The sequence below is a fragment of the Rhizobium sp. FKY42 genome (assembly GCF_005222835.1).
GTDB lineage: Bacteria > Pseudomonadota > Alphaproteobacteria > Rhizobiales > Rhizobiaceae > Neorhizobium.
The window spans coordinates 56,993-81,817 of record NZ_STGA01000062.1; the positions used below are offsets into that span (position 1 = coordinate 56,993).

At 58.7% G+C, this 24,825-nt stretch carries 13 protein-coding genes; 9 read left to right on the forward strand and 4 right to left on the reverse strand.

Annotated features, from left to right (window positions below; all coding sequences use genetic code 11):
* Nucleotides 1-24 precede the first annotated feature (24 nt).
* From E8M78_RS20395 to E8M78_RS20405, 3 genes are all read left to right on the forward strand, one after another.
* Complete coding sequence (locus tag E8M78_RS20395) at nt 25-1,458, forward strand: M20 family metallopeptidase (RefSeq protein WP_137136796.1); 1,434 nt, start codon at nt 25-27, stop codon at nt 1,456-1,458.
* 102 nt (nt 1,459-1,560) lie between these two features.
* Entirely contained in the window at nt 1,561-3,021 is a 1,461-nt protein-coding gene (cls, locus tag E8M78_RS20400; protein ID WP_137136797.1) for a cardiolipin synthase, read from the forward strand.
* A 77-nt stretch (nt 3,022-3,098) separates the two neighbouring features.
* Nucleotides 3,099-3,917 carry an endonuclease/exonuclease/phosphatase family protein gene (locus tag E8M78_RS20405; RefSeq protein WP_137136798.1) on the forward strand — a complete coding sequence of 273 codons (819 nt, stop codon included), beginning with the start codon at nt 3,099-3,101 and terminating at the stop codon, nt 3,915-3,917.
* 3 nt (nt 3,918-3,920) lie between these two features.
* Here the strand turns inward: E8M78_RS20405 and E8M78_RS20410 are convergent, their stop codons facing one another.
* On the reverse strand, nt 3,921-5,033 hold the full coding sequence (locus E8M78_RS20410; protein ID WP_281405080.1) for an NAD(P)/FAD-dependent oxidoreductase: 1,113 nt from the start codon (nt 5,031-5,033) through the stop codon (nt 3,921-3,923).
* A gap of 166 nt (nt 5,034-5,199) precedes the next feature.
* On the opposite strand from E8M78_RS20410, the gene E8M78_RS23455 reads away from it, so the two are divergent.
* Nucleotides 5,200-5,343, forward strand: coding sequence for a hypothetical protein (locus E8M78_RS23455; RefSeq protein ID WP_170973496.1), 144 nt, complete (start codon nt 5,200-5,202; stop codon nt 5,341-5,343).
* 69 nt (nt 5,344-5,412) lie between these two features.
* On the opposite strand, the gene E8M78_RS20415 is transcribed toward E8M78_RS23455, so the two are convergent.
* Nucleotides 5,413-6,576: a M20 aminoacylase family protein gene (locus tag E8M78_RS20415; protein WP_246658415.1), complete on the reverse strand. Its 1,164-nt coding sequence runs from the start codon at nt 6,574-6,576 to the stop codon at nt 5,413-5,415.
* A 509-nt stretch (nt 6,577-7,085) separates the two neighbouring features.
* Between E8M78_RS20415 and E8M78_RS20420 the strand changes: the two genes are divergently transcribed.
* Nucleotides 7,086-15,572, forward strand: coding sequence for a glucoamylase family protein (locus E8M78_RS20420; protein WP_137136800.1), 8,487 nt, complete (start codon nt 7,086-7,088; stop codon nt 15,570-15,572).
* A gap of 63 nt (nt 15,573-15,635) precedes the next feature.
* Here E8M78_RS20420 and E8M78_RS20425 read toward each other — a convergent pair whose 3' ends face one another.
* Together E8M78_RS20425 and E8M78_RS20430 are read right to left on the reverse strand one after the other, a co-directional pair.
* Nucleotides 15,636-16,064, reverse strand: coding sequence for a hypothetical protein (locus E8M78_RS20425; protein ID WP_137136801.1), 429 nt, complete (start codon nt 16,062-16,064; stop codon nt 15,636-15,638).
* Nucleotides 16,065-16,165: 101 nt separating this feature from the next.
* Nucleotides 16,166-17,935 (reverse strand): glucan ABC transporter ATP-binding protein/ permease, encoded by a 1,770-nt coding sequence (locus E8M78_RS20430; protein WP_137136802.1) that lies wholly within the window; start codon nt 17,933-17,935, stop codon nt 16,166-16,168.
* A gap of 252 nt (nt 17,936-18,187) precedes the next feature.
* On the opposite strand from E8M78_RS20430, the gene E8M78_RS20435 reads away from it, so the two are divergent.
* The 4 genes from E8M78_RS20435 to E8M78_RS20450 all read left to right on the forward strand — a co-directional run bounded on the left by E8M78_RS20435 (nt 18,188) and on the right by E8M78_RS20450 (nt 24,789).
* Nucleotides 18,188-18,928, forward strand: a complete 741-nt coding sequence (locus E8M78_RS20435; protein ID WP_137136803.1) for a LuxR family transcriptional regulator — start codon at nt 18,188-18,190, stop codon at nt 18,926-18,928.
* A gap of 128 nt (nt 18,929-19,056) precedes the next feature.
* Nucleotides 19,057-22,515, forward strand: coding sequence for a pyruvate carboxylase (gene pyc, locus E8M78_RS20440; RefSeq protein WP_137136804.1), 3,459 nt, complete (start codon nt 19,057-19,059; stop codon nt 22,513-22,515).
* Between the two features lie 277 nt (nt 22,516-22,792).
* On the forward strand, nt 22,793-23,590 hold the full coding sequence (locus E8M78_RS20445; RefSeq protein ID WP_246658416.1) for a DeoR/GlpR family DNA-binding transcription regulator: 798 nt from the start codon (nt 22,793-22,795) through the stop codon (nt 23,588-23,590).
* A 5-nt stretch (nt 23,591-23,595) separates the two neighbouring features.
* The gene (locus E8M78_RS20450) at nt 23,596-24,789 is read left to right on the forward strand and encodes an MFS transporter (RefSeq protein WP_137136806.1); all 1,194 of its coding nucleotides are present in this window, start codon (nt 23,596-23,598) and stop codon (nt 24,787-24,789) included.
* The last annotated feature ends 36 nt before the right edge of the window (nt 24,790-24,825 follow it).

The window sequence follows — 24,825 nt, forward strand, 5'->3', positions numbered from 1 at the left end:
AAACTCCGCATGCAGGTGAATCCGATGTCCATGAGCAATAACCTTCCTGAAGTCTTCGATGCTGTCGAGAAGAAGAAGGAGGCGTTCATCGGATTGGCAAACCGCGTCTGGGAGACGCCGGAAACCTGCTACATGGAAACGCAATCGGCTGCCGCGCACCGAGAGATGCTGGAGACTCAAGGTTTTCGCATCACGGAAAACGTTGCGGGTATCCCGACAGCCTTGATCGGAGAAGCAGGAGAGGGCGGTCCGGTCATAGCCTTCCTTGGCGAATATGATGCGCTGGCCGGTCTCAGCCAGAAGGCCGATGTTTCGCATTTCGCGCCGTTAGCACCGAATGCAAACGGCCACGGCTGCGGACATAATCTTCTGGGCTCCGCATCGCTGCTCGCAGCCACAGCGCTGAAGGATTGGCTGCAGGCTACAGGCACACCCGGTCGTGTTCGCTATTACGGCTGCCCGGCAGAAGAGGGCGGTGCCGCCAAGGCCTTCATGGTGCGGGCTGGCGCTTTTGAGGATGTCGATATCGCCATTTGCTGGCATCCGAGCAATTTCGCCGGCGTGCAGCGGGAGACCTCGCTTGCCAATTGCCGCATCGATTTCACCTTTCGGGGGCGCGCGTCGCACGCTTCTGCCAGCCCGGAGCTGGGGCGCAGTGCGCTGGATGCCGTCGAACTGATGAATGTCGGTGTCAACTATCTGCGTGAACACATGCAACAGGATTGCCGCATTCACTACGCGCTTCTGGACGCAGGCGGCATTTCTCCAAATGTGGTGCAGGCCTATGCCAAGGTGCGTTACGTGGTGCGCGCGCCAGAACTTCCCGGCCTTTTCTCGCTGATCGAGCGGGTGAAGAAGGTGGCTGAAGGTGCCGCCCTGATGACCGAAACCACCATGGAAAGCACCATCCTCGCTGGCGTTTCCAACCTTGTGGTCAATAGGCCGCTGATGGATGTCATGCAGGATATCTGGCAGAGCCTTGGCACGCCGCAATTCGACGAAAAGGACAAGGCCTTCGCAAAATCGATCCGCGATACTCTGTCTGTCGAAGACATTGCCGCCAGCTGGGCGCAGGAGCGTCTGGAGGCGCGAGACGATCTGGCGCTGCCGGATTTCATTTTGCCGGCTCATAACGAATTGCGCCAAATGGGCGGATCGACCGATGTGGGTGATGTCAGCTGGGTGGTGCCAACCGTGCAGGCCTATGGCCCAACGCTTGCCATCGGCACGCAACTGCACACCTGGCAGGTGGTGGCGCAGGGCAAGAGTTCGCTTGCACACAAAGGAATGGTTGCAACGGCCAAAGTCATGGCAGCAACTGGCCTTGCTGCCATTGAAAGCCCGCAGCTTCGTGAAGCTGCCTGGGCCGATCTGAAGAAGAGATTGAAGGGTCAGCCCTATCGCAGCCCGATTCCGGACGGTGCCGAGCCTCCCGTCGCTGCCATGACGATCAAGTAATGTCTACATGTCTAGATATCTAGACATGTAGACTGGTGACTTTCGCGTGGGACGTTGTCTGAGGCGATTGCGATTTCCTGCGCCGCGCCTATATCGTGAAGCATGCTGGATTTCCTGTCGCCCTATTGGCCGCACATCGTTTTCGTCTTGTCGGTCGTCATGGGTGCGACTGCGGCCATTCATGTCGCGATGACGAAGGAGGAAGTTCGCTCAGCGGTGGGCTGGGTGGGCGTTATCCTCCTCTCCCCCATCATCGGCGCTTTGCTCTATCTCATCGCGGGTATCAACCGGGTTCGTCGCAAGGTCATCTTCAATCGACGACGCCTGAGACAGGGTGGAGTGCTTGCCCACCTCGATAATTACGATGCCGATGACATTAGCGTGGCCATGGAATTTGGTCGTCGTTTTCTGGCGATGAAGACACTTGGCGATCGTGTGGCACGCCATCCGATGACCAGCAGCAATGAAATAGAATTGCTGGATGGTGGCGATGCGGCGTTCGAGGCCATGCTGTCTGCCATTTCCGCAGCCAAGCGCAGTATCATCCTAGAAACCTATATCTTTGATCGTGACAGGATTGGTCGTCGCTTTGTTGCCACTCTGGGAGAAGCGGTCGCGCGCGGCGTTCAGGTGCGCGTTCTGATCGATGCCGTTGGCGCGCGTTACTCCGTGCCCAGTGTTCTCGGCATGCTGAAGGATGTCGGCATCAGCGTCGCAGTGTTCAACGGAAATGTCATCGTAGGGCTCCGTCAGCCTTACGCGAACCTGCGCACCCACCGGAAAATCATGATCGTCGACGGTGCTGTGGCGTTTACCGGCGGCATGAATATTCGCGAAGATTTCTCCCGCGCATGCAAGGGTGAAGGCTGCGCGATCGACACGCATTTCCGCATTACCGGTGCGGTCGTTGCTGATCTTTTCGCCATTGCTGCCGAAGACTGGCACTATGCCAGCGATGAGATTCTCGACGGCGAAGAATGGCAGATTGCAGCCCCAGCCCACGCGCCGGGGCATGCCAAGCTCATTCGGGCGGTCGCCTCCGGGCCAGACCGTAGTGTGGAAACCAATCACAAGATGCTGATGGGTGCCTTTTCCGTCGCCCGCTCCAATATCCGCATTGTTTCACCCTATTTCCTGCCGGATCGCGAGTTGATCAGCGCTATGGCGACTGCAGCACGTAGAGGCGTGACGGTGGATATCGTCGTTCCCGCTTCCAATAACCTGACGCTGGTTGACAGGGCCATGACCGCACAGTTCGATCAGGTTCTGAAAGGGCATTGCCGGTTGTGGCGCGCATCCGGTCCCTTCAACCATTCCAAGCTTCTGGTGATTGACGGGCGCTGGGCCTATGTCGGTTCCTCCAACATGGATCCGCGTTCGCATCGGCTGAATTTCGAGGTTGATCTGGAGGTGTTCGATCTTTCGTTTGCCGAAATTCTGGAACAACGGATCGATCGGTCAATCGAAACTGCAAGTCAGGTCACACTGGAGCAACTGCGAACCAGACCCTTTGCGGTGCGCCTCTTCGAGCGAATTCTATGGCTTGGTTCACCCTATCTTTAAGCTGAGGAACCAATCTGTCTCTGGCGGAATATGAGACTAGTATTATATGCATATAATAAGGCAGCAAACGTGAGCGCATGACCAAACCGAACACCATACCCGCCCATATCATCGCGTCTATTCGAAACCGAAAGAACCGTAAGAGTGGGGCATTGGATATTGTTCTGCCGGAGGAGCAGGGTCTCAAGGTTGCCTCCTACAATGTTCACAAATGCGTCGGCGTGGATGGAAAATTCGATCCCGCCCGCATTGCCCATGTCATTCGCGAGATCAATCCGGATGTGATTGCCCTTCAGGAGGCCGATACGCGCTTTGGCGAGCGGCGAGGATTGCTCGATCTACACTGGATCGAGCGTGAGACGGGGCTCTGTCCGGTGCCGATCAGCGGTATTGCCAAGGCTCATGGCTGGCACGGCAATGTGCTCTTTTTTCGCAATGGTGCCGTCCGGGACGTTCATCCGGTCAAGCTGCCCGGGCTTGAGCCGCGCGGAGCGCTGCTGACGGAACTGGAACTGGCGGATGGGACTGTCTTGCGGGTGGTTGCCGCACATCTGGGTCTTTTGAATAGATCGCGGCAAAGCCAGGCACGCATGATTCTGGACTTGCTGCAGTTACGCGATGAGCAGCCGACGCTTCTGATGGGCGATCTGAACGAATGGCGGCTTGGCAATCGTTCCTCGCTAAACTCGCTTGCATCCAAATTTCGCGGAATGCCTTCGGCGGTCCCAAGCTTTCCCTCGCGGCTGCCGGTTCTGGCGCTTGATCGCATCATGTGTTCACATGAAGGGCTGATCGAACAGGTGCATGTTCATGATACGGCTCTGGCACGCATTGCTTCGGATCATCTGCCGATAAAGGCGTTGTTGCGGACGCATTCGGTTGTGCAGGCAGAGTGAGTATCAGCCTCGCAGCTTTGCTGCCACCTCTTCCGCAATAGCAAGTGAAGCAGTCAACCCCGGGCTCTCAATTCCGAAGAGATTCACGAGGCCGTCGATCCCATGCGCTTGCGGGCCATCGATTCGAAAATCCGCCGCCGGATCAGACGGGCCGGAAATCTTGGGCCTGATGCCGCTATAGCCGGGAACTAGCGCATTGCGAGGCATTTCGGGCCAATAGCGCTGGACGGCGTCTTCGAAGCCCTCGACGCGCTTCGGATCAACTTCATAGTCAATCTCATCCACCCATTCGACATCAGGACCGAAACGCGCCTGTCCGCCAAGATCGAAGGTCAGATGCACGCCCAGTCCGTGCGCGTGCGGAGCTGGATAGATGAGATGGCTGAAGGGTGCACGGCCCGTCAGCATGAAATAGTTGCCCTTTGCATAGCCGGTTTGCGGAATGGCCGACACCGGCAATCTCTCGATGCAGGTGGCGACACGGCTGCCGTGAAGACCTGCGGCGTTGACGAGCATCCGGCTGGTGATCGTCACGGGATCTGCGCCGCCGACCCGGATCTCAAAACCTCCTGCGATCGGAGTTGAACCCTCGAAAGGTGCGTGAAGGGCAATGGAGGCTCCCGCATCCTCCGCATCGCCCTGCAATGCTAGCATGTATCCATGGCTATCGATGATACCGGTGGAAGGAGAATAGAGAGCTGCAACGCAGTTTAGCGCTGGTTCGAGCTGTCGTGCCTGCCGCTTATCCAGCATCACCAGATCCAACACGCCGTTCGCCTCGCCTTTGCGCTGCAAAGCCTCGATGAGATAAAGCTCCTCGGCAGAGGTTGCCACGATCAACTTTCCACATTTGCGGTGCGCTATGCCGTGGGATGTGCAATAGGCATAAAGCTCCGCCTTTCCCCGGACGCACAGATGCGCTTTCAGGCTGTCTTTCGGATAATAGAGACCCGCATGAATGACCTCGCTGTTGCGTGATGAGGTCTCAGTGCCGATGGCGCCTTCCTTCTCGAGGATGAGCACCGAGTGACCGGACCGCGCAAGTTTGCGCGCACAGGCGAGGCCCACGACGCCTGCTCCTACCACTACAACGTCTATGTCCATGACCCTCAAAATCCTTCCGAAATCAGACTCCCGCCTGGCGCAGCATATTTATTGCGTGGTTAGCTCTCCGGCGAAAGGATATTTCCAGACAGGCGATACTGGAGAAAGGAAATCTCTATCAATCTGGTCGTGTTAAGGTAATGTTACAGAATAAGGCGACAATGTGACGGAGGATCTCATGACCCAGTCCTTGCAACATCTTCCCGCGGAGCTTGCCGCTCCGGGATCGGCCAGAATCGGCTATCCGGCCTTGCTACCCACCCTTCTGGCCTTCGCCGCAATAGCTTTCATTGGCGCTGTAACCCTTGGTCTCATCGCTTGAGCCGAACGGTGCGCACCGTTCGGATCTTGAAAAAGCCCTTCCGTGCCGCCCGCGGAAGGGCTTTTTCGTTCAATCATTCTTCAGGTAAGCTTCTACCGTTTCCACCCACATGGATACGCCAATCGGCAAGGCATCGTCATTGAAGTCGAACTTCGGATGATGCAGGGGTGGATCGCGGTCCGTCCTGCCGGTCCCGAGCAGGATGTAGCTGCCGGGTGTCTCTGCCAGCATGAAGGCGAAATCCTCGCTGCCCATACTGGGGCGCGGCAGATCCAGCACATTCTCTGTTCCGACGACCCGTTGTGCCACGCTGCGGATGAACTGTGTCTGTTCAACGTGGTTGATTGTAGGCTCGTAGCCGCGTTCGTAATGGATGGTGGCGCTCATGCCATAACTTGCGGCCTGTCCTTCTGCGACTTCTCGCACACGCGTCTCCAGCATGTCTCGAACCTTGGGGTCGAAGGAGCGGATGGTGACGGCAAGCTCCGCGCGTTCCGGAATGACATTGCTGGCCTTGCCGGAATTGAAAGCGCCGACGGTAATGACCGCCTGATCCATCGCGTGGAGGTTACGTGTCACGATCGTCTGCAAGGCCATGACGATGCTTGCGCCGCAAACGATTGGGTCGAGCGCATCCTGCGGTTCGGCCCCGTGTCCACCACGACCGTTGACCACAATCAGGCATTCATCGGCTGCGGCCATCATTGGCCCTTCCTTCACGGCGATCTTGCCGAAGGGAATGGATGGATCATTGTGGAGACCAAAAACCACGTCGCAGGGGAAGCGCTTGAACAGCCCGTCCTCGATCATGATCTTGGCTCCGGCGAAGTTTTCCTCGGCCGGCTGAAAGATCAGATGAACCGCGCCATCAAAATTACGGCGCTCCGACAGCGCCTTTGCTGCGCCCAAGAGGATGGCTGTGTGCCCATCATGGCCGCAGGCATGCATCAGGCCCGGCGTCTGGCTGGCGTGATCGAGGCCGGTTTCCTCGAAGATCGGGAGCGCATCAATATCAGCGCGGATACCAATCGCGCGGTCGCTCGAACCGTTACGAAGTGTGGCGACGATCCCGGTCTTGGCCAGGCCGCGGGTAACTTCCCAGCCCATCTGCGTCAGTTGATCGGCGATGAAGTCGGAAGTTTTGAACTCGGACAGGCCCAATTCCGGATTCTGATGAAGGAAGCGCCGTAGCGCCACGAGTTCCGGCATGTCGTTCGAGATCTGGAGTGTCATATCATCACCACTGCTGGCAGTTAAGGCATCATTAGCAAAGTATGAGACATAGCAGGCTGTACCCTTGCGGGTAAATGCCCTGTACTACCTGCATAAAATTACGCCTCGAATTCAAGCTCCGGCCAAGCGAGCCAAGAAGACGCTTGAAGAAGAAACATGTTGGTGTCATGGAACTCCGTGCAACGCAGAGAATTGAAGCCCGAGGCCGGTCGACCAACTTGCTGCGCAAGACACGAAATGCATCGCATCCTATATTCCAAAGGGCTGAATATGTTCAGGTTTCATTCATGCCTGTCCGGCTAGTGGCGATAGATGTCAGTATTGGAGAGACCGTTGATCATCTGCAAGTCTTCCGCCTTCATGTGTCGCACATACCGGCCAGGAAGGCTGCTTACTGTCTGCAAGGCTCACCACCTGCCATTTCCATTTCTGAAGCCTTGATTCTGTCCGCCTGAAGGCCGGATGGCCCGCCGTTCAAGACCGCCCACTCCTGATCAGAAGTCGACACAATGTCATTTCATAATACCCCCGCTTCCTCCTCGCGCGAAACCGAAGGCAAGCAGATCGATCATAACGAAGCGATCCGTGCCACCTATTTCAATGCCGAGGCCCTGCGGTCCTGCGGTGAGGCTCTGGCGCGCGACGGTGCGGCAACGCTTCCGGGTTTCATGACCTTCGAATTTCGCGAACGGCACAAGGAGAACGAACGCGAAATTCTGCGCGTTTACCGTTCGACAGCCAAGGACGTGGAGGCCGGTGCGACCATTACACCGGCTGCGGAGTGGCTGCTGGACAATCACTACATCGTGGAAGAAGCCATTCAGGAAGTTCGTCGCGACTTTCCGAAGAAGTTCTATCGTCAGCTGCCGACCATGCGCATCGGTTCGATGGAAATGCCACGCGTTCTGGCGCTGGCATGGCTTTATGTGGCGCACACCCACAGCACCGTGAACCGCGATAACCTGACGGCGATGACAGAGGGCTTCCAGGTCCATCAGTCGCTGGAAATCGGTGAACTGTGGGCGTTGCCGTCCTTCCTGCGTTTCGTGCTGATTGAAAACCTGCGCCGCATCTCCATTCGGGTGGAGAAGTCGCGACGCATGCGCCAGCAGGCCAATGATGCGGCAGATGCCATCATCAAGTTGAACGACGAAGCCGCAAGCGCCGATCTGTTGAAGAAGATTGAGCCGCTGACGGACGATAATACATTTTCGACGCAGTTCCTCTATCGCCTGCGTAATGCGTCGCAATCGCCAAGCTTCGCCATCCAGTGGCTGGAAGCACGTCTGGCGGCTGCCGGAACCGACACCGAAGAAGTGATGATGGCGGAGCAGAACCGCCTGTCCTCCGGCAACGTCACAATGGGTAACATCATCAAGAGCCTGCGCGAAATCGATGACACTGAATGGAGTGTCTGGTTCGAGGACGTGTGCCTTGTTGACAAGGTTCTCCGCGAGCAGAGTGACTACAACGATCTCGATTTCGGATCGCGCAACTCCTACCGCAACCGGATCGAGAAGCTGGCGCGTTACGCGAAGAAGACAGAAATCGAGGTTGCCAGTGCAGCCATTGCCCTGGCGCAAGAGGCTGCGCAGGCCACTGAGCCGGATCCGCACAAAGCAAATGTCGGCGCATTTCTGAACGGCATGTATCGCGAAGAGCTGGAAAAGCGTGTCGGCTACACGCCAACCTTTGCCCAGAGACTTCTGCGCACCGTGCAGAAGCTGAACTGGTTCGCTGTGGCTGCGCCGGTTCTCCTCCTCACCTTTCTGGCGCTCGCGATCGTCGGCTTCTTCCTGGCCCATGCGGGCATGTCCTGGCCGGTCATCATTCTCTTCCTGCTGATGTTCTCGCTGCCAGCCTCGGAGGGTGCAACGGGCCTGTTCAACACGCTGGTGACCTATGTTGTCAAACCGGCGCGTCTCGTCGGCTACGAGTTCAAGGAAGGCATTCCGGAAGAGGCTCGCACGCTGGTCGTCGTGCCTTGCCTCATCACCAACCGCGATACGGTTGATGAACTCATCCGCAATCTCGAGGTACATTACCTCGCCAACCCGCATGGTGAGATCTATTTCGCGCTGCTGAGTGACTGGAAAGACAGCAATGTGGAGCAGTCTGACGCCGATCTCGAAGTGCTGGAATATGCCCGCCGCGAAGTGGCTACACTCAGCAACCGGTATGCATTTGACGGCAAGACGCGCTTCTACCTGCTGCATCGCCGCCGTCTGTTCAATCCGTCGGAAGGTGTCTGGATGGGTTGGGAACGCAAGCGCGGCAAGCTGCATGAACTCAACCTGCTGCTGCGGGGCGACAAGGATACGACCTATCTCCAGGGCGCCAATACCGTTCCGGAAAATGTACAATATGTCATGACGCTGGACGCCGATACGCGCCTGATGCGCGATGCGGTGACCAAGCTGGTCGGCAAGCTGCACCATCCCATCAACCGTCCGGTTCACGATGTGAATTCGGGCCGGGTTATTCATGGTTATGGGCTTCTGCAGCCACGCGTGACACCTTCGCTGACGACGGGCAAGGATGCCTCGGTCTTTCAGCGCGTCTATTCGATGAGCCGGGGTATCGATCCTTACGTCTTCACCGTTTCCGACGTTTATCAGGATCTGACCGGCGAAGGCAGCTTTACAGGCAAGGGCCTTTACCACGTCGATGCCTTCGAGACTGCTCTTCGCGGTCGCATCGAGGAAAACGCCGTTCTCAGCCATGACTTGCTGGAAGGTTCGTTCTCCCGCTGCGCGCTCGTCACCGACGTGGAACTGGTGGAAGATTTCCCGACCCGTTACGAGGTTGAAGTCTCGCGTCAGCATCGCTGGGCGCGTGGCGACTGGCAGCTGCTTCCTTACATCCTGGACACAACCCGTGGTGTGACGGGGCTCGGCCGCTGGAAGATGATCGATAATCTGCGCCGTTCGCTGACGCCGATTGCCTGGTTCTTCGCCTCTGTACTCGGTTGGTACTTCATGTCGCCGCTCGGTGCGCTGATCTGGCAGATCCTTTTGATCTTCTCGCTGTTTGTCGCGCCTACTCTGTCGCTCATCACCGGGCTTCTGCCGCGCTCCACCGATATCGTGCCGCGCGCGCACTTCTATTCCGTCTGGTCCGACATTCGTTCGGCCAATGCGCAGGTTGCGCTTCGCATCGTGTTCATTGCCGACTCGGCTTTCATGATGATCGATGCCATCGTGCGTTCGCTCTATCGCCTCTTCGTCAGCCGTAAGCTGATGCTGGAATGGCGTACCGCGGCAAGCGTGCAGTCTTCCGCGCAGGGCAGCCCACAGGCCTATTTCCGCTCCATGTGGCATGCGCCGGTCGCCGCGATCCTCGCCATCATGTTCGCGGCCCTGCCAGACGATAATGCCTTCCTCGTCGGTATTCCCTTCGCGCTTCTGTGGATCCTGTCGCCGATCGTCGCATGGTATGTCAGCCAATCGGCGGAAACCGAAGATCGTCTCTTTGTACCGGAGGCAGTGTCCGTCGAGCTACGCAAGATCTCCCGCCGTACCTGGCGTTACTACGAAGCGTTCACGACTGAAGACCAGAACTTCCTGCCGCCGGATAACTTCCAGGAAACGCCGGAGCCGATCGTTGCCAAGCGTACGTCGCCAACCAATATCGGCGTCTATCTGCTCTCTGTTGTATCGGCGCGTCATTTCGGCTGGCTGAGCTTCCAGGAAACGCTGGAACGCATCGAGCAGACGGTGACGACCGTCGAGAAGATGGAGAAATTCCGCGGCCATCTCTACAACTGGTATCACACGGATACGCTGGCAACGCTTGGGCCGCGTTATGTCTCAACGGTCGATAGCGGCAACCTTGCCGGTCATCTGATCGCCGTTTCTTCCGCCTGCCGCGAATGGGCGGAAGCGCCATCGGCGCATCTTCAGGCCAATCTGGATGGTATCGGTGATGTCGCCGGTATTCTTTCGGAAGTGCTGAAGGATCTGCCGGATGACCGCAAGACGGTGCGTCCGCTGCGCCGCCGCATTGATGAGCGCATTATCGGCTTCGGAAACGCTTTGGCGGCGGTAAAGCGCGAACACGAGTTCGCCTCCATCCGCATCATCAACCTTGCGGTTCTGGCACGCGACATCCAGAAGCTTGCCGCCAACCTGGATCATGAAGTCAGCTCCAACCAGACGGCGGAACTGCTGCGCTGGGCGGAATCTCTGGTTGAGGCCTGCGAAGCGCATATCGCTGATACCACGTTCGACATGACCAATATCGAGCCGCTGCGCCAGCGTCTCATTCAGCTGCGGGATCGTACGCGCCAGCTGGCCTTTGGCATGGATTTCACCTTCCTTTACCGGAAGGATCGCCGTCTGCTCTCCATCGGTTACCGCGTGGAAAGCAACGATCTCGATGAGGCCTGCTACGACCTTCTGGCATCCGAATGCCGGTTGACCAGCCTGTTTGCGATTGCCAAGGGCGATCTGCCGACCGAGCACTGGTATCGCCTTGGCCGTCAGGTTGTGCCGATCGGTGCCCGCGGTGCGCTGATCTCCTGGTCGGGCTCGATGTTCGAATACCTCATGCCGCCGCTCGTCATGCAGGAGCGTCAGGGTGGTATTCTGAACCAGACGAACAACCTGATCGTTGAAGAGCAGATGAACCATGGCCGCCGCCTGAATATTCCGTGGGGCATTTCGGAAGCCGCCTTCAATGCGCGCGACCATAACCTGAACTATCAGTATACCAACTTCGGCGTGCCGACGCTGGGCCTCAAGCGTGGCCTGGGTCAAAATGCGGTCATCGCACCTTATGCTTCAATCCTTGCCAGCCAGTACAAGCCGCTGGAAGCGCTGGAAAACCTGCAGAAGCTGCGGGCAGTAGGAGCTTTGGGCCGTTACGGCTTCCACGATGCGGTGGACTTTACGCCCACGCGCGTGCCGGAAGGCAAGCGTTGCGCGGTGGTTTACAATTACTATGCCCACCACCATGGCATGTCGATCGCGGCGATCGCCAACGTCGTCAACAATGGCAAGCTGCGCGAACTCTTCCATTCCGATCCGGTCGTGGAAGCTGCCGAACTGCTGTTGCAGGAAAAGGCACCGCGCGAAGTGCCGGTCATGGGCTCCAAGTATGAACCGGAAACCCCCGGCAAGGGACAGGCAGACCTGCTGCGTTCGGAAATCCGTACCATCCAGAACCCGGCTGGCCGTGATCGCGAGCTGATCCTGCTGTCGAACGGTCATTACTCGACCATGATGACGGCAACCGGCACCGGCTATTCCCGCTGGAACGGCCTTGCCGTCAACCGCTGGAAGGCCGATCCGGTTGAGGATCGCTGGGGCAATTTCCTCTTCCTGCGCGATACCGTCACCGGCCAGTGGTGGTCCACGACATCAGAGCCGCGTCGTGCAGAGGGCGAAAAGGTCAAGACCGTGTTCGGCGATGAAAAGGCCGAATTCGTCAAGACCGTCGGCACGCTCACCAGCTCCGTCGAGGTGATTGTCGCGACCGAACACGATGCGGAAGGCCGCCGTCTGACGCTGCTGAACCAGGGTACGGAAGACCGCTTCATCGAAGTGACTTCCTATATCGAGCCGGTTCTGGCGCACGAAGATGATGACAATGCACATCCGGTCTTCTCGCGCATGTTCATTCGCACGGAAATTGGCCGTCGCGGCGATGTGATCCGCGCCTGGCGCAACCGTCGCAACCCGAATGAGCCTTCAATGCAGATCGCGCATCTGGCAGCGGATAATGCCGGTTCGTCGCGCCCGACCGAGTTCGAAACGGATCGCCGCCGCTTCATCGGCCGTGGCCGCACGCTTGCCGAAGCGGCTGCCTTCGATGCGGATGCGACGCTTTCCGGCACTGATGGCTTTACGCTCGATCCGATCCTGTCCATGCGCCGCGTCGTGCGCGTGCCGGCGGGCAAAAAGGTCAGCGTGATCTTCTGGACGATTGCTGCGCCAAGCCGCGAAGAACTTGATATCGCCGTCGAGCGCTATCGTCATCCGGATGCCTTTGGTTCGGAACTGACGCAGGCCTGGACGCGTGTTCAGGTGCAGATGCGCCATATCGGCATCAATTCGCAGCAGGCGGCTGCCTTCCAGCATCTGGGCCGCTATCTGGTCTATCCGGACATGCACCTGCGTGCCGATGCCGCAACGGTCAACTCTGGCCTTGCTTCCCAGCGCCAGCTTTGGGGTCTGTCGATTTCCGGTGACCTGCCGATCTTCACGCTGCGCGTGAACGACGAAATGGATATGGAAGTCGTCAAGGAAGCGCTTTCGGCGCAGGAATATCTGCGCTCTCGCGGGGTGATGGCGGATCTCGTCATCGTCAACGAGAAGCCCGCTTCCTATGCGCAGGACATGCAGCATGCGATTGACCAGATCAGCGAAAGCATTCGTCGCTTGGGTCAGTCGGAAGGTCGTCAGCAGGTCTTTGCGCTTCGTCGCGACCTGATGGACGATGCAACCTGGGCCGCCCTGATTGCTGCCTCGCGTGTCGTGCTTCATGCCCGCAACGGCAAGATCGAGGATCAGGTCAACCGTGCCGTCTCGCTCTTCTCCGACAAGCGCGGCGTCGAGGTGGAAATGGACCGCCGTGCCCTGCTGACGGCTGCCGATTTTGGCACTGTGGCGGACGAGGCCGGTGCTGCCGATCTCGACTTCTGGAATGGTTACGGCGGTTTCTCGACCGACGGTCAGGAATATGTCGTGCGTCTGCAAGGTGGGGCCGCAACGCCGCACCCGTGGATCAACGTCATCTCCAACGAGCGCTTCGGCTTCCACGTCGCGGCGGAAGGCGCTGCCTTCACCTGGAGCCAGAACTCGCGTGACTATCAGCTTACGCCGTGGTCGAACGATCCGGTTACCAACCGTCCGGGTGAGGCGCTTTATGTGGCCGATCTGGACAGTGGTTCGGTGCTGACACCCTATGCAGCGCTATCCCGCAAGCCTTCGGTCTCCTTCGAGGCTCGGCATGGTCTCGGCTATTCGATCTTCCGTTCGCAAGACGAAGGCGTTGCCATGACCGTGACGCAGACGGTTGATCGCACCCGTCCGGTGAAGTTCTCCAAGCTGGTGCTGAAAAACACCAGCGGACAGGCTCGCCGCCTCCGGGTCTATGGCTATGCGGAATGGATCCTCGGCAACAACCCGCAGCGGACGCAGCCCTTCATTCTCTCCAGCAGAGATGAGGCAACGGGTGCACTGCTTGCCAGCAACCCGTACAGCATCGATTACAGCAGCCGCACAGCCCTGTTCGGTGCGGATGTTGCGGCCTCCAGCTTCACCACCAGCCGTCGCGAGTTCCTTGGGCGTTTTGGCTCCATGGCGGCTCCTGCGGCTGTCGCAAGCGGGGCTGCTCTGACCGGCACACTGGAGCCGGATGGTGCGCCTTGCGCGGCTCTCGCCTGCGATATCGAACTCGCTGCCGACGAAGAAAAGACAATCACCTTCTTCATGGGAGATTGCAGCAGCCGCGAAGAGGCGGCTGCTCTGGCTGCCGAGGTGCGTGGGGTCAATGCGGCAACCGTCGTTGACGGTGCGAAGAGCTTCTGGAACGACTTCACCGGTCGTCTGAGGATCTCCACGCCGGACAAGGCGCTGGATCACATGATCAATACCTGGCTGCCCTATCAGGCACTAAGCTGCCGCATCCTGTCGCGCACGGCTTTCTACCAGTCGTCGGGTGCCTATGGCTTCCGCGACCAGTTGCAGGATACGCTGGCCTTCATGATGCATGATCCGGCCCTGGCTCGCCGTCAGATCGTAACGGCTGCCGGTCGACAGTTCCCCGAAGGGGATGTGCAGCACTGGTGGCTACCGGTTACGGGTGCTGGTGTCCGTACGACCATCTCGGATGATGTGGTGTGGCTTGCCTATGCGGCTGACCAGTACATCAGGACCACCGGTGATGTGTCGGTTCTGGATGAGCAGCTTCCGTTCCTCAAGGGCGCGGCACTTACACCCGGCCAGCACGACGCCTTTTATAAACCCGAGATCTCGGAAGAGACGTCGACGGTCTACGAACATGCGGCGCGTGCTCTTGATCTCGCCATCAAGCGCACGGGTTCCAACGGTCTGCCGCTCATTCTGGGTGGCGACTGGAACGACGGTATGAACCGCGTTGGTGTTGGTGGTCGTGGCACCAGTGTCTGGCTCGGCTGGTTCCTGGCTGCAGCACTTCGCCGGTTCCTTCCTCACGCCGAACAGCGTGGTGATCAGGAACGTGTCGGGCGCTGGTCCGGCCATCTGGAAAGCTTGAAGAACGCGTTGGAAACGGCTGGCTGGGATGGCCAATACTATCGCCGTGGCTACTTCGACGATGGTAGTCCGCTGGGTGCCGATGGCAATCTGGAATGCGCCATCGACTCGCTTGGCCAGTCGTGGAGCGTGCTCTCCGGCGAAGGTGATCCGGCTCGATCCGAGCAGGCCATGAACGCGGTGATGACCAAGCTTGTGTCTGAAGAGGACGGCATCATACGTCTGTTCACCCCGGCCTTTGCCTCGACGCCCAAGGATCCAGGCTACATCAAAGCCTATCCGCCGGGTGTGCGCGAAAATGGCGGTCAGTACACGCATGCGGCCACGTGGGTCGTGCTGGCGCTGGCGAAACTTGGACGCGGGGACGATGCCTGGAAGGCCTTCCAGCTTCTCAACCCGGTCAATCATGCGCTCAGCAAGGACGATGCCGATCGCTACCGTGTCGAGCCGTATGTGGTGGCTGCTGACGTCTACGGCGCTGGCGATCTCACCGGTCGCGGTGGCTGGACCTGGTATACCGGTTCGGCAGGTTGGCTCTATCGTGCAGCCGTCGAAGGCATTCTTGGCATCCGCCGCGAAGGCGACCGTTTGTTCGTTCGTCCGGCCCTGCCCAGCGAGTGGACTGGCTTCGAAGCGACGCTGACGCTTGATGGCAAGAACTTCGCCATCAAGGTGGAAAAGGCTGCTGCTTCCAGCGAAGCGGCTGTCACGATCAACGGGACTGCGGTGGCGTTGGCAGAGGGCTTCGCAATCGGCTGATTGCAACGCGCCCCATGAATAAAGCAAAGCCCGGTCTGCACGCGCAGGCCGGGCTTTGTTGTATCAGCGTTTGTGCATGATCAGCTTCAAGCTTCCGATAACGTGACGCGGCCGAAGCACCAGCAGCGTTTCAATTAGCCGATCTTCTCCCTGATAGATTTCTATCGGTTGTCGCGTTGCTTCATTAATATCGATAGAAGACCGGCCCGAAACAAAGGAGCATGAGGGCGTGCAGTCGATGGATAACGTGCTCCCCATACCACTGCCTTTCGAGGTGAATACGAGGCGGATGTTTGAGTCTCCAGTGACCAGTTCGCAATTCTGTCTGGGTCTGCATTTGGCGGTTCCAATGACAGGTTCCGCCCCTCGCATAACAAGAGCGAAAGAGACCGGGGTTTCGATAGCCTTGGCGCCTGCATGGGCCAGAGAGAGAAGCGAGAGGCTAGAGATTGCTGTGGCTGCGAGCAGAGTTAAATATTTTTGACCGCTCATTGCGTCCCTGCAAGTGATTCCGTTCCTGAGCTTTGCACCCCAACATGAGAAAGGCGGCAGGACAAGCCCGCCGCCTTCGAACATCATCGATTGAAATTTGATCAAGCCTGCTGCAGCAATCTCTGTTCCAGAGCAGGCTTGTGCTCTTCGGCCAGAATGCCGCTGGTTTTCAGCAGCGAGGCGAAGCGACCGCCCATGGCGCTCAGTTCGTCGAAGGTTCCTTTTTCGATGATCCGGCCATGGTCGAGGAACAACACCATATCGGCATCGCGGATGGTCGACAGACGATGCGCGATGATGAAGGTGGTGCGGTTCTGGCGCAGGCGGTCGATGGCTTCCTTCACGCGGGCTTCCGTTTCAACGTCGAGCGCAGATGTTGCTTCGTCGAGCACCAGAATAGGTGCGTTCTTGAGAATTGCGCGGGCGATGGCAATACGCTGGCGTTCACCACCGGACAGGCGATTGCCGCGCTCGCCAACTTCCGTCTGATAGCCTGCCAGGCGGCTTTCAATGAAATCCGTGGCAGCTGCGGCTTCGGCTGCGGCAATGATTTCCGCCTCGCTCGCACCTTCACGGCCAAGGCGGATATTGTCGCTGATGGATCGGTTCAGAAGACCTGCATCCTGGAAAACGGTCGCAATGGAGTGGCGCAGCGAACGGCGGGTGACGGTGGCGATATCGGTGCCATCAACGAGAATCGCTCCCTGCTGCGGATCGTGGACGCGTTGCAGCAGGTTCACCAGCGTGGTCTTGCCTGCACCGGTCGGGCCGACGATAGCAATTGTCTGACCGGCCTTGGCGGTGAAGGAGACATCACGAACGCCTTGTGTGGTATTGGCGAAGTCGAAAGAAACGTTGCGGAATTCCACCTCACCGCGAACCGCATTCAGTTCGCCGGCATTGGCGGGTTCTTCGCGATCCTTTACCGAATCCTCCAGGCGGAAGAAGTCTTCCAGCTTGGAGCGCGCCTCGAAAATCTGAGTGGCGAACTGCCGCAAGAGATCAAGGCGGCCAATGAGAAGGTTTGCAAAGCCAATGAACGCGATGATGTCGCCGACCTTGATCTCGCCGCTGCGCACCAGAAAGATGCCGATAATGAGAATGATCAGCATAGAAACCGTGGAGGCCATGCGGTTCAGCGCGCTCGCAATCGCCCACCAGTCGAGAACCGGATACTGGGCCGAGAGCAGCCGTTCGGTGAAGCCCTTCAGTGCCTTCGTTTCGGCCTCGATGCGGTTGTAGCTGTGCAGGACCGTAACGTTGCTGATGGAATCGCTGACATGCGAGAAAACCGTATGATAATGGCCTTCAACGGAGGTCTGACCCTCTTTCGTGCGGTTCATGACGACACGACCAATGATCCAGTAGACCACGCTCAAAATCACAAGTACCGAACTCAGGCGCCAATCCATCGAGAAGGCTGTGGGAATGAGCAGCACGAGCGCGACGATGGTGGCGAGATGCGTGCGCATGAACTCCAGCCACAGGCCGAACAGGGTTTCGCTTGCGCGCAGCAGGGTGTGCAGGGCATTCGATGTACCGCGCTGGTGATGCCAGGATAGCGGCATGGACACGATGCGGCCGAAGGCTTCGGTCAGCAGGGAGGCGCGGCGACCGTGGGCCAGCCGGTCCGCTTCACGCGCTACGAGCACGTAGGCAATTGTGTTGAAGACACCAAAGCCACCCCACATCAGCAGAATGGGTGTTACGTCTCCCTGCGAAGATATGGCGTCGATGATCCGTCCGAACAGAATGGGTTCAGCGATCGTAATGACTGCCAGCACGATGTTAGCGATGACGACCATCGTCACCCGAAGACGATGAGCTCCCAGGTATCTCAGGGCGCGTGCGTACACTTGAAACAGGCTCACGGCATTACCTCATGCTGATATCTCATTTTCTTGCATAGCAGCCTGCACCTGTATGCAGCGTGAACGCTATCAAAAACGGGTATAGAAAGACTGGGGCGATGCGCAAGGCTGACGTTGAAACTCACTGCGACAATGTCTGGCCAGGCGGGATCTACCCAAAGATATGCAACTATATATAAACACATTTTAGGCATGCGCTTTTGACCTGCAGGGAACCTGGCCTGCTGCGCTGCGTGATTATTGGGGGACGGAGTGAATATTCACTCGCTTGTGCAATTTCTGGCAATAGCCCACGAAGCAGAGTCCGCTGGCGAGCTGGTGGGCGAGTTGGAATCTCTGCTCGCTATCCACGGGTTCAGCTATTACGGTATCTGGTTTCACGACAAAGTGTTCGCCGATACGAGTGACTTTATGCTGACCGGTCGGTGGCCCGCCGGGTGGCGTAAGCACTATGCCGCCCGTAAATATGAATCGATCGATCCGCTGCGGCGAATGCTGGCGGTAACGCAAAGACCATTCCGCTGGAAGGACGCGATCGCCGCCTACCAGGACGATCCGCAGCAGAAAAAGGCACTTCGGCTTCTTCGTGATGCGGCTAGAAACGGATTGAACGACGGTTATGTGTTTCCAATCTACGGAAGGACGGGTCTGATCGGCACGATGACCATTGCCGGAGAACCCATAGATTTGTCTCCTGTAGAGATCTGTCTGTTCGAAGCGGTAGCGCGCAAGTCGCTGTGGCGATTCCTCGAATTGCGTGGCGGGGCGGCAGAGCTTGAAAAACGGACCGCACTGGAGGCAGATCTTACCCAACGGCAACTGGAAGTTCTGCGCCTGTTGTGTGACGGCATGACGTCCAACGAAATCGCCAGAGCGCTGGAGATTTCCAACCACACGGTTGACTGGTACATCAATGTGATTCAGGAGAAGTTTGACGCGCGCAACAGGCAGCATGTCATCGCAATGGCGTTTCGGGCGGGCATCGTTACGTGACAATGCAAGCTGACGCGAAACTGACATAAATTTAAACGATTCAATAAGACGGAAATTGCCATTCCTAAAAATGCCGCTAATGTTCCTTCGCAGTGCAACATGCATGGTTACTGCTAAGGGGGATAGCTTTGCAAATCCGGAAGATTCTTGTCGCCAACCGTTCCGAAATCGCCATCCGCGTGTTCCGCGCCGCCAACGAGCTTGGCATCAAAACGGTGGCCATATGGGCAGAGGAAGATAAGCTTTCGCTGCATCGGTTCAAGGCGGATGAGAGCTATCAGGTCGGGCGCGGCCCGCATCTGCCGCGCGATCTTGGACCAATTGAAAGCTATCTTTCCATTCCGGAAGTCATCCGCGTTGCCAAGCTGTCCGGCGCCGATGCGATCCATCCGGGCTATGGCCTGCTGTCCGAAAGTCCGGAATTCGTTGAGGCCTGCAACGCTGCAGGAATCATTTTCATCGGTCCGACATCCGACACAATGCGTCAGCTTGGCAACAAGGTGGCAGCGCGCAACCTGGCAATTTCCGTAGGAGTTCCTGTCGTGCCAGCAACGGAGCCGTTGCCGGACGATATCGAAACCGTGAAGAAAATGGCGGCCGAGATTGGCTATCCAGTGATGCTGAAAGCCTCCTGGGGCGGCGGTGGGCGCGGCATGCGCGTCATTCGCTCCGAGGCGGACCTTGCAAAGGAAGTGACCGAAGCCAAGCGCGAGGCCATGGCTGCCTTCGGCAAGGACGAAGTCTATCTGGAAAAGCTGGTCGAGCGCGCGCGCCACGTGGAAAGCCAGGTGCTGGGCGATACACACGGCAATGTGGTGCATCTCTTCGAGCGTGACTGCTCCATCCAGCGCCGTAACCAGAAGGTGGTCGAGCGCGCACCGGCGCCTTATCTTTCTGAAGCGCAGCGCCAGGAACTGGCTGGCTATTCTCTGAAGATCGCCGCGGCGACGAACTATATCGGCGCCGGCACCGTCGAGTATCTGATGGATGCCGATACCGGCAAATTCTACTTCATCGAAGTGAACCCGCGCATTCAGGTCGAGCATACGGTCACGGAAGTTGTGACCGGCATCGATATCGTCAAGGCGCAGATCCACATTCTGGAAGGGGCGGCCATCGGCACGCCGGAGTCCGGCGTCCCGGCGCAGGCGGACATCCGCCTCAACGGCCATGCGCTGCAGTGCCGCATTACGACGGAAGACCCCGAACAGAACTTTATCCCCGACTATGGCCGTATCACCGCCTACCGTTCGGCAGCTGGTTTCGGCATTCGCCTGGATGGCGGCACGGCCTATACGGGCGCGATCATCACCCGCTACTACGATCCGCTGCTGGTGAAGGTCACAGCTTCGGGTGGCACGCCGCAGGAGGCGATCAGCCGCATGGACCGTGCTCTGCGCGAATTCCGTATTCGTGGCGTGGCGACGAACCTGACCTTCCTGGAAGCCATCATAGGCCATCCGAACTTCCGCGATAATTCCTATACGACCCGTTTCATCGATACGACACCGGAGCTTTTCCAGCAGGTGAAGCGTCAGGACCGCGCGACCAAGCTTCTGACCTACCTCGCCGATGTTACCGTCAACGGCCATCCGGAAACCAAGGGTCGGCCGATGCCGTCGGCCAAGGCGCCGAAGCCGATCGTTCCCTATATCGAGGCGGAGGTTCAGCCCGGCACCAAGCAGAAGCTCGATGAGCTGGGGCCAAAGGCGTTTGCCGAGTGGATGCGCAACGAAAAGCGCGTTCTTTTGACCGACACGACCATGCGTGACGGCCACCAGTCGCTTCTCGCCACCCGTATGCGCACCTTTGATATTGCGCGTATTGCACCGGTCTACGCCAAGGCGCTGCCCAACCTCTTCTCGCTGGAATGCTGGGGCGGCGCGACCTTCGACGTTTCCATGCGCTTCCTGACGGAAGATCCGTGGGAGCGCTTAGCGCTGATCCGCGAAGGTGCGCCGAACTTCCTGCTGCAAATGCTGCTGCGCGGTGCAAACGGTGTGGGCTACACCAACTACCCGGACAATGTGGTGAAGTACTTCGTGCGCCAGGCGGCGAAGGGCGGCATCGACCTGTTCCGCGTGTTCGACTGCCTGAACTGGGTGGAAAACATGCGCGTCTCCATGGACGCCATCCAGGAAGAGAACAAGCTCTGCGAGGCGACGATCTGCTATACGGGCGACCTCCTGAACAGTGCGCGTCCGAAGTATGATCTGAAATACTATGTCTCGCTGGCGGAAGAGCTGGAAAAGGCAGGCGCGCACATCATCGCGCTGAAGGATATGGCGGGTCTCCTGAAGCCTGCCGCTGCGCGCGTGCTGTTCAAGGCGCTGCGGGAAGCAACCAGCCTGCCGATCCACTTCCACACGCATGATACCTCAGGCATCTCGGCGGCAACTGTTCTCGCCGCTATCGATTCCGGCGTCGATGCCGTAGATGCGGCCATGGATGCCTTCTCTGGCAATACGTCGCAGCCCTGCCTCGGTTCGATTGTCGAGGCGCTTTCCGGTACGGAGCGCGATTCGGGTCTCGATCCGGAATGGATCCGCCGCATCTCCTTCTATTGGGAGGCGGTGCGCCACCAGTACGCCGCCTTCGAAAGCGATCTCAAGGGTCCGGCCTCGGAAGTCTATCTGCATGAAATGCCGGGCGGCCAGTTCACCAACCTCAAGGAACAGGCCCGTTCTCTGGGTCTCGAAACCCGCTGGCACGAAGTGGCGCAGACCTATGCCGATGTGAACCAGATGTTCGGCGATATCGTGAAGGTCACGCCGTCCTCCAAGGTTGTCGGCGATATGGCGCTGATGATGGTGAGCCAGGATCTGAAGGTGGCGGATGTGGAAAATCCGGGCCGTGATATCGCCTTCCCGGATTCGGTTGTTTCCATGCTGCGGGGTGATCTCGGCCAGCCTCCGGGCGGATGGCCGGAAGCCCTGCAGAAGAAGGCGCTGAAGGGCGACAAACCCTATACCGAACGGCCCGGCTCGCTGCTGAAGGACGCCGATCTCGATGCCGAGCGCAAGGTGATCGAGGAGAAGCTTGGCCGCTCGGTCGATGACTTTGAATTTGCCTCTTATCTCATGTATCCGAAGGTCTTCACCGATTTCGCCCTGGCGTCGGATACCTATGGTCCGGTCTCGGTTCTGCCGACACCTGCCTATTTCTACGGTATGGCCGATGGTGAGGAGCTGTTTGCCGATATCGAGAAGGGCAAGACGCTGGTTGTCGTCAACCAGGCAGCCAGTGCGCCGGACGCGCAAGGTCTGGTGACGGTGTTCTTCGAGCTGAACGGCCAGCCGCGCCGCATCAAGGTGCCGGATCGCAGCCGCGCCGCGACAAGCATTGCCCGCCGGAAGGCGGAAGCAGGTAATGCCGCGCAACTCGGTGCGCCGATGCCCGGTGTCATTTCCCGCGTCTTCGTTTCGGCTGGCCAGAAGGTCAAGGCGGGCGATGTGCTGCTCTCCATCGAAGCGATGAAGATGGAAACGGCGCTGCATGCGGAAAAGGATGGCGAGATCACGGAAGTGGCCGTGAAGGCTGGCGACCAGATCGATGCCAAGGATCTGCTGGTCGTTTACGCTGCCTGAGAATAATCTGGATGGCCGCGGGCGGATTTTGATCGTCCGCGGCCGCTTCATGCCAATCGGCCGGGCCGGCCGTGTCACGGTTACCGCTTGGCGGTTTCCGGCCTGGTGCGCTTTCGTCACGCCCCTCTTTTTCCCTCAATCTCGCTTTCATCGATCTCTGAGCCGCCATGGCATCGCGAGCAATCACGTCTCGTGACAATCGTCGGGCGTTTTGTGTCTTGATTGCATATTTGTGCACGTTTATGCGTGTTTTTGCGGTATTCAGGATGAGGTGTGCATGACGGATCTGATGGTGCAGGAAAGGCAGGCTGAAATCCTGCGGCGTCTGAAACAGGACGGGCGGGTGCTGGCGGCGTCTCTTGCGGCGGAATTTCGCATTTCGGAAGATACGATCCGCCGCGACCTGCGCGACATGGCCCATGCCGGCCTGTGCGAACGGGTTTATGGCGGTGCCCTGCCGGTCTCGCAGGGTGCTACAACGCTCACCCAGCGCATGAGCGTCGCTTCCGAGCGGAAGAAGTCGCTTGCCTTGGCCGCTCTTGCCCTCATCCCGCAAAGGTCCGCCGTGTTCTTCGATGCCGGCAGCACCAATCTTGCGATTGCCGAGGCCCTGCACGAGGACCTGATGGTGACGGCGGTGACCAATTCTCCCGCCATCGCGCTCATGCTCGCCGAAAAGCCCCTGGTGGAGGTGATCCTGATCGGCGGCAGCCTGGACCGCGTGGTCGGCGGGGTCGTCGGTGCACGGGCGATCGAGGCAATGTCGGTCATCCGACCGGACATCTGCTTCGTCGGGACCTGCGGTATCGACGCAGACGGAGGCCTGTCGGCCTTCCGCCTGGAAGATGCGGCCTTCAAGCAGTTCGTCTGTGGCCGAAGCCGAAGGGTCATCGTCGCCGCCACGCGCGAAAAATTCGATGCGACCGCACCCTATGCGGTGGCCGCTGCTGGCCAATATCATTGCCTCGTGACTGAACCGGGCGTTCACGCGCATCGGCTGGCACCGCTGCGGGAGGCGGGGTGCGAAATCATTGAGGCCGGATCGTCAGAGGGTCGCAAGACCGGGAGAGATTGAGAGCAATGACTGAGAATACTGCTGCTGCGGGCGCTTTTGACCGCGCCCCCATCATCACGCGCGAGCGTGCTGCCGTGGCGCTGATGTTTTTGATGAACGGCTTTCTCGTTGGGGCCTGGGCTCCCAAGATTCCCGAATTCGCCAGCCGTCTTTCCTTGAGTGAAAGTGCACTTGGCCTGATGATCCTGACATTCGGTCTGGGCTCCATCACCATGATGCCGGTCGCGGGCATGCAGATTGCGCGCTTCGGTTCGGCCTGGGTCACGCGTATTACGGCAGTGCTTGTTGTCCCGACACTGCTTCTGCTGACAGCGGTCGGATCTGTCTGGACGGCGGCTGTGGCCATCTTCCTGTTCGGCGGGCTGATTGGCGCTATGGACGTTGCCATGAATGCCAATGCGGTGGCGACGGAAAAGCATATGCGCCGCTCCATCATGTCGTCCTGCCATGCCTTCTGGAGCCTTGGCGGGCTTATTGGTGCCGGCACCGGCGGAATTCTCATTGCCAATGCGGGAGCCTATGGTCATGCGGTCATCGCCACGTTTGCGGCGGCTGTCATGGTTGCTGTTGCCTGGCCGATGATGCTGGCAGACAAGCCTCACGCTGAAGAAGCGAAGGAAAAGATTCTTCTGCCGATGACGCCGCTGCCGTGGCTCATCGGCCTGGTGGCGCTGTTCTCCATGATACCGGAGGGCGCAGTGCTGGATTGGGGCGCGCTTTATCTGCGCAATGAGCTTGGTGCTTCGGTTCAGTTGTCCGGCTTTGCCTATGCCGCCTTCTCGCTGACAATGGCCATCATGCGTTTTGCTGGTGACATCGTGCGCGACAGGCTCGGCGCAGTCAGGACGTTGCGGATTTGCACGGTCATCGCCATGATCGGCTTGCTGATTGCAGGCTTTGCGCCGAATGCGACATTGGTCATCATCGGCTTCGCCTTTGCCGGGATCGGCATCTCCAACATGGTGCCAATTGCCTTTTCCGCTGCTGGAAACCTGCCGGGCATGGCGCAGGGCATTGGTCTTTCGGTTGTCACAACCATGGGCTATTCCGGCATTCTGGTCGCGCCCTCGCTGATCGGCTTCATTGCGGAGCATGTGGGGCTGGGCACGATCTTCGCGGCATTGCCCGTCTTGCATGTTGTGGTTCTGCTTCTCTCAGGGCTCGCGCGCCATGCAGATAGGCCTGCAGGATCCCATTGATGAGATCAGGAATGTGATTTCGCAGAGGTGTTGACA